General features: G+C 72.9%; 8 protein-coding genes. 4 read left to right on the top strand and 4 right to left on the bottom strand.

Annotated features, from left to right (window positions below):
• Window positions 1-21: 21 nt before the first annotated feature.
• On the top strand, window positions 22-1,566 hold the full coding sequence (locus ACFZ8E_RS21180) for a carboxypeptidase M32 (RefSeq protein WP_243946466.1): 1,545 nt from the start codon (window positions 22-24) through the stop codon (window positions 1,564-1,566).
• Between the two features lie 41 nt (window positions 1,567-1,607).
• On the opposite strand, the gene ACFZ8E_RS21175 is transcribed toward ACFZ8E_RS21180, so the two are convergent.
• Window positions 1,608-5,084 carry an AAA family ATPase gene (locus ACFZ8E_RS21175; RefSeq protein ID WP_405043715.1) on the bottom strand — a complete coding sequence of 1,159 codons (3,477 nt, stop codon included), beginning with the start codon at window positions 5,082-5,084 and terminating at the stop codon, window positions 1,608-1,610.
• Window positions 5,085-5,136: 52 nt separating this feature from the next.
• The gene (locus ACFZ8E_RS21170) at window positions 5,137-6,372 is read right to left on the bottom strand and encodes an exonuclease SbcCD subunit D (protein WP_405043714.1); all 1,236 of its coding nucleotides are present in this window, start codon (window positions 6,370-6,372) and stop codon (window positions 5,137-5,139) included.
• A 241-nt stretch (window positions 6,373-6,613) separates the two neighbouring features.
• On the opposite strand from ACFZ8E_RS21170, the gene ACFZ8E_RS21165 reads away from it, so the two are divergent.
• Complete coding sequence (locus ACFZ8E_RS21165) at window positions 6,614-7,390, top strand: endonuclease/exonuclease/phosphatase family protein (RefSeq protein ID WP_147842414.1); 777 nt, start codon at window positions 6,614-6,616, stop codon at window positions 7,388-7,390.
• Here the strand turns inward: ACFZ8E_RS21165 and ACFZ8E_RS21160 are convergent.
• Window positions 7,323-8,759: a phospholipase D-like domain-containing protein gene (locus ACFZ8E_RS21160; RefSeq protein ID WP_243933074.1), complete on the bottom strand. Its 1,437-nt coding sequence runs from the start codon at window positions 8,757-8,759 to the stop codon at window positions 7,323-7,325. The two genes, ACFZ8E_RS21165 and ACFZ8E_RS21160, sit on opposite strands and share 68 nt — an antisense overlap.
• A 220-nt stretch (window positions 8,760-8,979) precedes the next feature.
• Between ACFZ8E_RS21160 and ACFZ8E_RS21155 the strand changes: the two genes are divergently transcribed.
• Window positions 8,980-10,110 (top strand): alpha/beta hydrolase, encoded by a 1,131-nt coding sequence (locus tag ACFZ8E_RS21155; RefSeq protein ID WP_243933072.1) that lies wholly within the window; start codon window positions 8,980-8,982, stop codon window positions 10,108-10,110.
• Between the two features lie 16 nt (window positions 10,111-10,126).
• On the opposite strand, the gene ACFZ8E_RS21150 is transcribed toward ACFZ8E_RS21155, so the two are convergent.
• The gene (locus ACFZ8E_RS21150; RefSeq protein ID WP_405043713.1) at window positions 10,127-12,259 is read right to left on the bottom strand and encodes an FUSC family protein; all 2,133 of its coding nucleotides are present in this window, start codon (window positions 12,257-12,259) and stop codon (window positions 10,127-10,129) included.
• 162 nt (window positions 12,260-12,421) lie between these two features.
• Here ACFZ8E_RS21150 and ACFZ8E_RS21145 point away from each other — a divergent pair, with 162 nt between their 5' ends.
• Window positions 12,422-13,399: a right-handed parallel beta-helix repeat-containing protein gene (locus tag ACFZ8E_RS21145; protein WP_405043712.1), complete on the top strand. Its 978-nt coding sequence runs from the start codon at window positions 12,422-12,424 to the stop codon at window positions 13,397-13,399.
• Window positions 13,400-13,401 lie beyond the last annotated feature (2 nt).

The following is a 13,401-nucleotide window of genomic DNA, read 5'->3' as shown; positions in this document are numbered from 1 at the left end:
TCACCGCGGGGCCTTCGCATCGTGAACGTCTATTCCAGCCTCGAACGCCGCTTCGCCCGCCTCGACGCGATCGGCGCCGCCGCCGGCATCCTCGGCTGGGACTCGCAGACCCTGATGCCGGACGGTGCCGCCGACGGCCGCGCCGACCAGCTCGCGGTCCTGCGCGGCATCGCCCACGAGATCCTGACGGCGCCCGAGACCGCCGACGCGCTGTCGGCTGCCGACGAGACCGCCCTCGACCCGTGGCGGGCTGCGAATCTCGCCGAGATGCGCCGCCTCCACGCCCATGCCGCGGCGGTGCCGGGCGACCTCGTCGAGGCGAGCTCGCGGGCGATCTCGAAGGCGGAGATGGTCTGGCGCGAGGCCCGCGCGCAGTCGGATTTCAGGATGCTGCTGCCGCACTTGGCCGAGGTGCTGCGACTCCAGCGCGAGATCGGGGCGATCAAGGGGGCGGCCCTCGGGCTCGGCACCTACGACGCGCTGCTCGACGAGTACGATCCGGGCATGCGGCGCGCGACCATCGATCCGCTCTTCGCCGATCTGCGCACCCGGCTTCCCGGGCTGGTGGCCGAGGCACGCGAGCGGCAGGCGCGCGAGCCCACGCCGCTGCCGCTCGACGGCCCGTTCCCGGTTGAGGCGCAGCGGCGGATCGGGCTGGCCTTGATGCGTGCGCTCGGCTTCGACTTCGCGCGCGGGCGCCTCGACATCAGTCTGCACCCGTTCTGCGGGGGCGCCACCGACGACGTGCGGATCACCACGCGCTACGACGCCGCCGATTTCGGGCGTGCGCTGATGGGGGTGCTGCACGAGACCGGCCACGCGCTCTATGAGCAGGGCCGTCCGGCCGCGTGGCGCAACCAGCCGGTCGGCAAGGCCCGCGGCATGAGCCTGCACGAGAGCCAATCGCTCATCGTCGAGATGCAGGCCTGCCGCAGCCGAGAATTCTTCGCGTTCCTGGCGCCCCTGGTCCGTACGGAATTCGGGCGCGACGGAGCCGCCTTCACGCCCGAGAACCTTCACCGCCTGCACACCCGGGTCGAGCCCGGCTTCATCCGGGTCGACGCCGACGAGGCGACCTACCCGGCGCACGTCCTGCTCCGCTACGACCTCGAATCGGCCCTCATCGCCGGCGACCTCGCAGTGGCCGACCTGCCGGGCGCGTTCAACGACGGCATGCGCAGCCTGCTCGGGCTCGAAGTTCCGAACGACCGCCTCGGCTGTCTGCAGGACATCCACTGGCCGAGCGGCGCCTGGGGCTACTTCCCGACCTACACGCTCGGCGCGATGGCCGCCGCCCAGCTCTTCACCGCGGCCAAGCGCGACGAGCCGGGGATCCTGCCGGGCCTCGCCGCGGGCGATTTCGCGCCGCTGCGCGGCTGGCTGCGCCGCCACGTCCACGAGCAAGGCAGCCGCCTGCCCACCGATGCGCTGCTCGAGCAGGCGACCGGCCGCCCGCTCGGAACCGAGGCCTACCTCGCCCACCTCGAAACGCGCTACGGACCGGCTAGAGCATTTTCATGCGAAGTGGATCCCGGCTCGCGTGAAGGAAACGCGATCTCACAATAAGATGGAGCATCTTCCCTGATCCAGGGATCACGGAAGATGCTCTAGAGCGGGATGATGTCCACCGCCGAGCCGAGACGCGCCTGCGCGAGGTCGGCGACGTGGCGGTGGTGGGTGAACAGGATCGGCTGCACGGTGCCGCCGATCGCAGCGAGCGCTTCGAGGCCGTGGCCGGTCCGCGCGTCGTCGAAGGTCGAGAACAGGTCGTCGCCGATGAAGGGCGCCGGCTCGGACTTGCCGGCGTAGTCCTCCAGGTAGGCCAGCCGCAGCGCGAGGTAGAGCTGGTCGCGGGTGCCCTCGCTGAGGCCCTGGACGTGGACGGTCTCGCCACCGGCGCGGCGGGCGACGATCAGCGCCTTGTCGGCCTCGTCGTAATCCTGCGCGAGGCCGGAGAACCCGCCCCCCGTCAGGGCCGCCATGATCGCGCCGGCCCGGGTCAGCAACGGGTCCTGCTGCCCCGTCCGCTGGCGGGCGATGGCGGTGCCGAGCATCAGGCTCGCGAGCTTGAGCACGGCCCATTGCCGGGCGCTCGCGTGAAGCTCGGCCTCGGCCGCCTTTTTCTGCGCCAATGCCAGCTCGGCCCCGGTCCCGCCCTCCAGCGCCTCGCGCCGTCGCTCGCTGCGATCGCGCTCGGCGAAGGCCGTCTTGCCGCGCTGGTCGAGGTCCTCGTCCTCCATCGCCAGGCTGCGCAGCCGCGCCTCGATCGCATCGGCGTCGATGGCGGCGAGGTCGGCACGCAGCGCGTCTTCGGAAACGCCGTCTGCGGCGCGTGCCAGCTCGACGCGCCGCGCGAGCGCTTCCGCCCGCAACGCGCGCCGGGCGACGAGGCGGCCGTGCAGCGCCTCGACCGCGTCCTGCGCGTCGGCGCCGAGGTCCGGCACCGTGTCGGCCAGAAGACCCGCGAGATGGCCGAGCGCGTCGTCGCGCGCGCGCATCGCCGCTCCGGCCTCCCGCTCCGCCTCGTCGCGCCGCTTCGCGAGCTCGCGCCGGCGGGTCTCGCTCGCCTGCGCCTCCTGCAGCCGCGTCTGCAGGCTGCGGATCGCGGCGCTCGGCTGGATGTAGGCGAGGTCGGGGGCGAGCGCCGCGATCAGCGGCGTGACGGCGGCGTGGTAGGCCTCCATGTCACGGCGGATGCCGGCGACGCGCGCGCGGCGGTTCTCGCGCTCGGCGAGCGCGTTCGGCACCGCCTGCCAGGCGGCGAGGGCGCTCGTCGCCATCTCGGTCCCGGCCGCGCCGTCGAGCCCGATCGCCCGCACCGCGTCGTCCCAGGCATTGCGCCAGGCCGCCTGCTTCGCCTTCGCGTCGGCGAGCGCCGTCGTGGACCGCGCGATGCCGATCGCGGCGGCGCCGATCCGCGCGTTCGCCTCGCGGGTCGCCTCCCATCGCGACGCGATCGCCGCAACGCGCTCTTCCAGGCGGCCGAGGATCAGGCCGACGTCGAGGCCGGCGAGGTCGGTCAGTCCCATCCTTTCGGCAAGATCCAGCAACGGCGCCCGTGCCGCCTCGATCCGCTCGGTGCGGAGCGCGCGATCGATGTGCCGCTCGTCGAGATCGCCCTTGCCCTCGATCAGGGTCTCGGCCTCACCGAGCCACGCCGTCATCTCCGCCGGGGTCGAGGGCGCGATGCCGGCAGGGCGCCACAGGTCGACCCAGGCGGCATGGCCTTCCGCGACCTCGGCTTCGATCTCCCTCAGGATCTCGTCGGCGGCCTCGGCCTCGGCGAGCTCGGCGTCGAGGCGCAGCCGGTCGGCGGCGTGCTCCGCGACGCGGGCGGCGTCGGCGGCGAGATCGTCGGCGAGCCGGTCTGCGGCCTGCGCCAGGCGCTCGTAGGCGGCGATATCCCCCGGCGCTCGCCGGACCCCCTCGCTCAAGGCTTCGCGGAGCGGCGCGAAGGCGGCGTCGCGCTCGGCCCGAAGCGCAGACAGGTCGGAGAGCGTCGCGATCGGCCGGCCGGCCTCGCGCTCGCGCAGGCGCCCCCGCCGCGTCGCGACCTGGCGCCGGGCGGCGTCGCGGCGCTCGACCGCCAGCACGCGCTCGCGCTCCTTGCCGTCTAGCAAGGCCCGGAAGCGCGCCACCGTCTCGACCGTCGGCAGCGGCGCGGCGGCGAGGGCCGCGACGTCGGCCACCGGTGGCGACAGACGGGCCGCCTGCCCGCGCAGCACCTGCTCGGCCCGCCGCACCGTGGCATCGAGGGCGTCGCGCTCAGCGATCACGCCGCGGATCGCCGCCAGCGGGCGTAACGTCTCGCGGAAGGGTGCCGGATCGACCGGCGTGCCGCCTTCGGCCACGTCGCGCAGCAGGCCCTCGTGCTCAATACGCGCCGCGGCGAGGTCGCGCTCCAGCCGGGCGATCGCTGCGGTGTCCTCCTGGCCGTCGCGGATCAGGGTTTCGACCCGGGCGCGGACGGCGTCCGAGGGCTGGCGCCGCGTCAGCGCCTCCACGTCGGGGAGGCCGACCCGCACGGCGAGCCGGGCGAGCTCGGCGTCGAATTGGTCCGCCTCGCCCTGGATGCGGGGCAGGTCGACCCCGTTCTTGTCGAAGCGGTCGATCCCGCGAAAACCTTCCAGGATCTCCTCGGCACGCCCGACGAGCCCGGCATCGACGGCGACGGCGGCGAAGGCCGCCCGGGCCGCGTCCGCCGCCGCATCGATGCGCACGGCGTCCGCCTGCCGGGCGCGCAACGCGGCGCAGGCCTCTCCGAGGCGGTCGACCCAGGCGTCGGGAACCTCGACCAGCCCCGGTTCGGCGTCGTCCCGCGCTGCGAGCCCGTCGATCTCGGCGAGCAGCGGGCCGACGCGCCGGAGGCGGGTGAGGCGCGCCTGCTCGGCCGCGATCCGCATCCGCTCGGCCTTGATCGCGTCGAGCGCGTTCCCGGCCGTGGCGATGCTGTCGTTGAGGTCGCGCCAGTCTCCGGCGCGCAGGCCGGTGTCGCGGATCGCCTTCCGGGCGTCCTCGTAGCGGTCGAACGCCTGGTAGAAGCTGCGGTCCTGGCGCTTGCGCGGCCCGTAGATCCGGTCGGACTCGGCCTCGAGGCTCTTCTGAAGGTCGCTGTAGCCGCGCAGGCCTGAGGCCGCCGCGAACAGGCTGGCGCCGAGCTCGCCCTCGGCGAGCAGCATCTCCCTGGCACCCTCGCGCAGGCTGTTCGCGTCGAGGCCGAAGGCGCGGCAGAACACCTCGCGGGTCAAGCCGCCGAGGAAGGGCGCGAGCACGGTCTCCGGCAGGGGCGCGTCGTCGGCGTCGACCAGGGTGTTGCGGTTGCCCTTGCGGCGGCGGAAGCAGAGCGTCCGCCCGTCGGCGCTGCAGATCTCGGCGCCGATCCGCAGCTGCGGCATCTCATGAAGGAAGGCGTAGGCGGTCCGTGTCCCGATGCCGAAGAGCAGGTCGGTCACCGCGGCGAGCGCCGAGGATTTTCCGGCCTCGTTGGCGCCGAGCACGACGTGCAGGCGCGCATCGGCGCGGAAGTCGACCCGGCGGCCGGTGAAGGGGCCGTAGCGTTCGAGGTCGAGGCTCAGCAGGCGCATGGGTGTCTCCGCTCCGCCGGGCTTCGGCGAGCGTCCGGTGAAGTCGCGCGGCTCAGCATGCGCGCTTGGTCAGGCGGCCGAGGATCATCGCCTCGGCCTCGGCACAAAGGGTGTCGAGGTCGGCGGCGAGGTCGCCGTCCTCGGTCGCCGGCATCTTGGCGGCGATCTCGGCGAGCGCGGCGGTCGCGCGCGCGCGAAACTCCGGGTCGTGGTCGATCTTGGCGAGGAGCGTCGCCGGGTCGATGGCGTCGACGACGTTCTCCCGCGGGCCGCTGCTCGGGCGGGCGGTGTCGATCCTCAGCTTCTCCAGCCAGATGTCCTCGTGGACGCGGTCGGCGGCGGCCTGGATCTCGGCGGTGAGGTTCTCGCGGTCGGCGGCGAGCCGGTCGTGGGCGGCGGTGACGCCGGTGAGGTGCACGCGGACTGCGAGCAGGCGGCCCTCGGCCAAGGCCGCCAGCGGGCGCAGAGCCGCCTCGACCAGGGCCACCGCCTCGCTCTCGCTCTCGGCCGCGTCGACCGCCACCGTGAGGCTGTGGAAGCGCGCATGATCGACGATCAGGCGGCGCACCGCCGTGACCTGCCCGTCGCCGACCTCCACCACAACGGCGCCCTTGGGGCCGCATTCACGGATGCTGCGACCCTGGAGGTTGCCCGGGAACAGGATCCAGGGATCCTGCGACAGCTCGGCATATTCGTGGATGTGGCCGAGCGCCCAGTAGTCGTATCCGCGCGCGCGCAGGTCGGCGACGGAGCAGGGCGCGTAGGTCGCGTGCTGGGCGTGCCCGGTGCAGGAGGTGTGCAGCACGCCGACGTTGAACCAGCCCGGCACGGCTGCCGGATAGGCCAGCGACAGGTTCTCGTCGACCGCCCGGTTGGGAAAGCTCTGCCCGTGAAGCGCGACCTTCAGGTGGTCGAGGCGAAGGGTCTCGGGCTTCTTTGTCGAGAAGGTGCGCACCGCGTCCGGCAGGGTGATCGCCTTGGTGATCACGCTCTCGGCGTCGTGGTTGCCGCGCACCAGCACCACCGGGATGCCGGCCCGGTCGAGCCGCGCGACCTGGCGGGCGAAGAACAGGCCGATCGAGTGGTCGGCCCAGTCGCCGTCGTAGACGTCGCCGGCGACGATCAGGAACGCGACGCGCGCCTCGATCGCATGGCCGACCAGGTCCTCGAACGCGCGCCTGCCGGCGGAGGCGAAGCGCTGGGCGATCTCGGCGTTCCGCGCCGAGAGCCCGGCGAGCGGGCTGCCGAGATGCAGGTCGGCGGCGTGGATGAACGTGAAACGCGTCATGGTCCCCGTGATCTGGGTCCTCGGGATCCGGAGCGCTGCCCCGCGGCAGGTCCGAACGGATCGAGATGGGTTCTGGGCGCTCGCGCCGCGAGGCTCAAGGGTCGAGGGTGGTTGCGTCAACAGGGCAACGGGATCATCGGTCGCGCGTTGGGACGCGGGCGTGATACCCCCGCACCCCGTCCCGGTCTCGCGCCTGCCCGGGGCTGTCAGGCGAGCGCCGTCAGGAGCACGAACGGCCCGCATGGCAACGATCCAGGTTTCCCCGGCGTCCCTCGGCCTCGACTCGGTCGCGCCGGCGCCGATCCGCCAGGCGGATGCCGCGGCGGTGTCGCGCAAGGTCGTCAGCTGGAACCTGCTGCGGCGCACGGGCGCGGCGGTCGAGGACGTCGTCGCCCTGATCGAGCAGGAACGGCCGGACCTGCTGCTGATGCAGGAGGCGACCCGCGAGATCGCCGGGATCACCGACCGCGTCGGCGGATCCTATGCCTGGGTGCCGCTGCCGGGGCGCATCCACGGCCTGGCGATGTGGTGCCCGACCCCGTGGGCGAAGACGCCGACCGTCGTCAAGCTGCCGTCCGGCGCGGTCGTGCACCGGGTCTGCCAGGTGCTCGATTTCGGCGATTTCGGCGTGGCCAACGTGCACCTGTCGCACGGCCAGATGCTGAACCGGCGCCAGCTGCGCCGGATCGTCGGGATGCTGCCGGAGCGCTCGGCGATCCTCGGCGACTACAACATCGTCGGGCCGGCGCTGGTGCCGGGATTCCGCGACGTCGGCCCGCGCCGGCCGACGCACGCGATGGTCGAGATGGTGCCGCTGCGCCTCGACCGCTGCCTGGTGCGCGGCCTCGTCTGCCGCGAGCACGCGGTGCTGCCGCGCGGACCCTCAGACCACCGCCCGATCGTCGTCCATCTCAGCCCGGCCCCGCCCGGCGAGGCGCCGCGCCTGCGCTTCAGAGGTATGGCAGCAGCAGTCGCACGCCTGCGTCGCGCAAACGGACGGGCAAGACCCGTGCGTTGATCGCGTCCAGGGTCAGCGGCGTCTCCATCTTGGCGCGGATGAAGCTCTCGAGCTGCGCGGCGAGATCCGCGTCGTGGATCTCGACGTTGAGCTCGAAGTTCAGCCGGAAGCTGCGCATGTCCCAGTTCGCGCTGCCGACGAAGCACCAGGCCCCGTCCACCACCGTCGCCTTGGAATGGTCGAAGGGCGGCTCGTCGAGCCAGATCCGCACGCCGTTGCGCAGCAGCGGCGCGATGTGCGCCCGCGTCGCCCAATCGATGAAGTGATGGTCGCTGATCCGCGGGATGACGATGTCCACCGTGATCCCGCGCTGGCTGGCGAGGATGAGGGCGTTCATCACCACCTCGTCCGGCAGGAAGTAGGGGGTGACGACGCGGACCGAGCTGCGCGCGCAGGCCAGGGCCTGCAGGATCACGAACTCGATCTTCTCCACGTCCGCGTCGGGCCCGGAGACGACGACCCGCGCGATCGATTCCCCGACCGGTTGGAGGTCGGGGAACCAGTCCGGCCCTTCGAGCGCACCGCCGTCGGCGAAGGCCCAATCGGCCGAGAAGGCCAGCATCAGCTGCTCGACCACCGGGCCGGCGACGTGGAAATGGGTGTCGCGGATCGGGTGGTCCGGGCGCGTCCGCAGGCGGTTCGGCTGCGAGATGTTGAGGCCGCCGGTGAAGGCCTCGCGCCCGTCGAGGATCAGCAGCTTCTTGTGGGTGCGCAGGTTCAGGAACGGCATGCGCCAGGGCAGGCCCGAATGCATGAACAGGGCGGCCGGCACGCCCGCGGCCCGCAGGCGCCGGAAGGCCGCGGCGCGGAAGTAGCCGCCGCCGATGCCGTCGATGATCACCCGCACCGCGACGCCGCGGTCCTGCGCTTCCTTCAACGCCGCGCAGAAGGTCCGTCCGGTGGGATCGTCGCGGAAGATGTAGCTGGACAGGGCGATGCTGGTTCGCGCCGCGCCGATCGCCGCCAGCATCGCCGGATAGGCCGCGTCGCCGTTGCGGAACAGGCGGATCGTGTTGCCGGCCAGCGCCGGCAGGCCGGAGATGCGGCGCACCGCCCTGTCCAGCGGCCACATCACCTCGGGGACGATGGCGTCCTCGGTGCTCGGCGCGCCGGGCGCCGCGGAGGGCTTCGACTGGAACTTGCGCGCGCGGCGCTCGACCCGGTTGATCCCGAACAGCAGGTACAGGGACGTCCCGAACACCGGCGACAGCCAGGCGAGCCCGATCCAGCCGACCGCGACGCTGACCCGGCGCTTGCGCAGCAGCGCGTGCAGGGTGACGCCGAGCGCCAGCACGGTGCCGATCACGGCCGCGACGTCGGCCCTCAGATGTGCGGTGGACTGCAGCCACCGGATCAACGCGTCTTCCAAAGGTCGTGTCCGCTCTCGATGTCCCGCGCCGATATACGGGAAACGGCGCGATGCGCGCGGACGCGGCAGCGTGTTTTTTCCGTGAGCGCGATAGGGATGGCCGATCGTCGGGCGACGATCGCCGATGATCGTCCGCGCTGCGCTGCGATCTCCGTTGCCTGGGCGCCGCGGGAATGATTCATCTCCTGCATCGGACGCCAGATCCGCATGGGAGAGAACGATGCCCGCACCATCGAAGCCGAAACCGCCGGCCGAAGGCCGAAACGCGGCGGACCTGGACCTCGGCGCCGTGCCGCGCCGGGACGTCTTCCGCGGCCTCGCCGCCCTCGGCCTCGGTCTGGCGGCGACGCCGGCCTTGGCGCGCGAGCCGGCGGCACCCGCCATCGCGCGCGAGGAGTTCCGCGTGCCGACGGGCGAGGACGGGATCGAGCTCTACGTCCGCAACAAGCACCCGGCGGGGCAGGCGCGCTTCGCCGCCGACCGGATCCTGCTCTACGTCCATGGGGCGACCTACCCGGCCTCGACGGCGTTCGACCTGCCGCTCGCCGGCCTGTCGATGATGGACTACCTGGCCGGGCTCGGCTTCGACGTCTACCTCGTGGACCTGCCCGGCTACGGGTTCTCGAGCCGCCCGAAGCAGATGGACCGGCCGGCCGCGGACAACCCGCCCTTCATGCGCACCGCCGACGCGGCGAAGGCCGTGGGCGTCGCCGTCGACTTCATCCTGAAGCGGCGCGGCGTCGAAAAACTCGACCTGATGGGATGGTCCTGGGGCACCTCGACGATGGGGCTCTACACCACGACCCACAACGACCGGGTCAACCGCCTCGTGCTCTACGCGCCGCAATGGATCGCCAAGGCGCCGCCGAACCTCGGCACCTCCGGGCCGCTCGGCGCCTACCGCACCGTCACCCGCGACAGCGCCCGGGACCGCTGGCTAAAGGGCGTCGCCGGGGACAAGCGCGCCGACCTGATCCCGGCGGGCTGGTTCGAGCAATGGGCGGATGCGACCTGGGCCACCGACGCGGCCGGCGCGGCCTCGTCGCCGCCGGTGCTGCGCGCGCCGAACGGCGTCGTCGCCGACTCGCAGACCTACTGGCAGGCGGGAAAGCCGCTCTACGACCCGGGCGAAATCCGCGTCCCGACCCTGATCATCCACGCGGAATGGGACGCCGACCTGCCGAGCTACCAGGCGCAGGAATACTTCACCCAGCTGACGAACGCCCCCTACAAGCGCTTCGTCGAGCTCGGCGAGGGCACGCATACGGTGATGATGGAGAAGAACCGCATGCAGTTCTTCCGCGAGGTCGCAGCCTTCCTTCAGGAGGCCGAGCCGCAGGCGCTGAACTGAGCCGGTCGGGCGCGGGTCACGCGGCCGCGCCCACCGGCGTCTCCCGCACCTGCCCCGGCCGCAGGGTGCCGGTGAGCAGGTCGACCTGGGCGACGAGGCGCTGAAGCTGCGGGCTGCGCGCCTCATCGGGGCGGTCCGGCAACGGATAGCGGTGCTCGGCCAGCGCCGCGAGCGTCGCCGCGATCCAGGCCTTCCACGGGCCGTCCTCCGCGCCCGCCGGCGCGCCGGCATGGCGGAGCACGGTGAGACGGGCGCTGATCCGCCGGAGCGTGGCGTCGGCGACCATCGCCGCCTCGACCTCCGGGTGGTGACCGGCGCGCGGCTGCTGCAGGGCGCGCGACAGGGCGGCTTCGAGGTCGTTGAGCGCGAGGCCGGCGCTCCGGGCACAGGTCGAGAGCTTCGCCTCGCGCTCCGAAAGCGGCGTCTCCGCGAAGGCGGCTTCCGCGAAGGCGGCATGGCTCGCGAGCGCGCGGCGCAGTTCCTTGCGGACTTGGTCCGGCTCCCAGATCGGCCACAGCAGCAGGCAGCTGACCACGGCGATCAGCCCGCCGAGGATGGTGAACAGCGCACGCATGCCGACCACCTCCCAGGAGGAATGGCCGGGCGTGATCACCTCGATCAGCAGCACGATCAGCGGGGTCAGGCAGGCGACGAAGACGCCGTAGCTGACCTGCCGCGCGGCGAAGCCGACGATGCTCAACGGCAGGATCAACGCGATCTGCATCAGCGGCGTCGTCGCCATCTGCGCCAGCAGCGCGCCGACGAGGCCGCCGAGCACGGTGCCGCCGATCCGCTCCAGCGCCCGCTGCCACGTCGCCGAGTAGAACGGCTGCATGGTGAGGACCACGGTCATCACCAGCCAATGCGAGAACGGGCCGGCCCAGATCAGCGTCGCCGCGAGCGCCGGGGCGCAGACCGCGCTGGCGCGCACCGCGTGGCGGAGGTTGGCCGAGGCGAGGGTGAAGTTGGTGCGCAGCGGCCCGAAGAACCGCGCACGCCAGTCGAGGCTGCCGCCGTCGGAGAGCGCCCCGCCGGGGCGGTAGCCCTCCGGCGTCGAGAGCTTGGCCCCGATCCGGACGCGCTCGATGATGCGCTCGGCCAGGCGCGCGAGGATCGGCGTCGCCTCCAGCCCTTCCGTGGCGCGGGCGATCGCCGGCTCCAGGCGCGGCAGGTCGAGGTCGACGTCGTCGCGGATCGCCCGGGCGATGGCGATCAGCAGCGGGCGCAGGCGTCGCAGGAACAGCTTGGCGGCGGCGCGCCGGTGCGGCTCGGGCGCGCTCTCGATCAGCTCGGCGATGCCGATCAGGCCGGAGAACAGCTGCTCGGCCGTCTCCAGGCGCAGCAACGCCTGCGCCGTGCGCTCGGAGACGCGCTCGCGGGAGCGCGCGAGGTCGAGGAGGAGCGCACGTGCGGATTCGATGCCGGCGCGGACGCCGCGGCGGTGGGCGCGGGCATGGCCGTCGAAGGCGGCGGCCACCGTCTCGGGCGCGGCCGCGAGCTTCTCGAGATCGCCGGTCAGCCGCGCGAGCGCGTGCCAGACCTCGGCGATGGCGCGATGGGCCGCGCGGTAGGGGTGCAGCCGCCACAGCACCAGCGCCAGCACGGTCGCCCACAGCCCGCCCGCGAGGAACATCGCGGCGATGATCGCGGCTTCCTGCGGGCTCAAGGGCCGGTCCATGGCGATGCAGAGCACCACCACGAGCACGTTGCCCGCGGCCTGGGCCTGCACGCTCCAGACGCGGGCGTAGGCGCAGGCGAAGATCACCGCGCAGGCGGCCGGCACGACCACGAGCGGGCCGTAGGGCTGGATCAGCCCGAACACGCCCCAGATCAGGGCGCCGAGCACCGAGAAGGCGGTGAGCACGCGCAGGCGGATGCGGATCGGGCCGCCGGTGTCGCAGAAGCAGGTGAGGTTGGCCGCGAGCGCCATCGTCAGGAGCGGCGGCCACTGAATCCATTCGTTGGCCAGCAGCACGATCGCGAAGGCGAAGGCCGCGCGCACGCCCTCGACGAGGCTCAGGCCCCGCGGGTCGAGGGCCACCGGCAGCCGCGTCAGGTCGGAGCCGGGCCGGCCGAGGCTCCCGCGCCCGCCCGCGACCCTGCGGCGGCGCAGCCGCACGACCGTCCGCTTCGCGGTCTGCTTCGGCATGCTCGGGACAGGGTCTGCCAACCTTCGGCTCCAGCGCCGGATCGGACCTCGGCGCACCGGAGGTCTAGAACCCTTCGCCCGCGAGCGGAACCGCCGGGGCGGCATCTCGGACCTGCGCGGCCTCATCCCGAAAATGCCGTCGTCGCCCGTCATCTTCCGGCGATGATCGTCAGCCTGCCGCCGGCCCCGCCCACCCTCGTCGAACCTGCATCCGCCCGGCCCTGCGATGCCGCGACGCGCGCCCGCCTGCTGTCGCCTCCGAGCCCCGGCGACGAGACCGTCAGCCTCGCGTGCTCGATCGGCTTGAGCCCCGGCGACCACGTCCTGCGTCGGGTCGTGATCGAGGGGGCGGAGGCCTCGGGCACCGAGATCGACTGCGGCGGCGCGACGATCGGCCGGGCCGAGCCGGCGCCGACGCTCGCGGAGCTCGCGGTCGAGATCCGCTCGCGCGCGCCGACCGGAGCGGGGGGGATCTGGTCGCGGCCGAGCGGCGTGACCCTGCGCAACTGCCGCATCCTCGGCCACATTCGCGTCTGGGGCATGGGCCTCAACGGCCAGGGGCTCGCGGTGAAGGCGTCCTCGCACAGCCTCGGCCATACCGAGCGGGCACAGGCCGCCGCGCCGACAGAGGTCGCGATCCGCGATTCGACGATCACCGCGCTCGGGCACATCCCGATCTACCTCGCCCCCGGGGTCACCCGTTTCACCCTCCAGGGATCGACCCTGAACGGGAACTCGGGCGCGGACGCGATCTACCTCGACGCCGAGAGCGCAGACAACGTGATCGCCGACAACACCATCGACGTCGCGATCGGGCGCGAGGCCATCGCCGTCGACGGCTCGGCGCGCAACCGCATCACCGGAAACCGCATCGCCCAGCACGGGCAGGGCGGCGTGCGGCTCTACCGCAATTGCGGGGAGGGCGGCACGGTCCGCCACCAGAGCCCGTCGGACAACGTGATCACCGGCAACGTCTTCACCGGCGGCGGCGGCCTGTTCGGGTCGACGGCGATCGTCGTCAATTCCCGCGGCGGATGGCGGCTCTATTGCGGCCAGGATGCCGGCTACCCGTTCGGCAGCAGCCGCGACGATGCCGACGGCGGCACCGGCAACGTCGTCGAGCCGAACACGAGCGAGTGATC

The organism is Methylobacterium sp. HMF5984 (genome assembly GCF_045033435.1).
Lineage (GTDB): Bacteria > Pseudomonadota > Alphaproteobacteria > Rhizobiales > Beijerinckiaceae > Methylobacterium.
The sequence above is the reverse complement of the archived record's forward strand: the minus strand, read 5'-3'. Positions and strand labels throughout refer to the sequence as shown.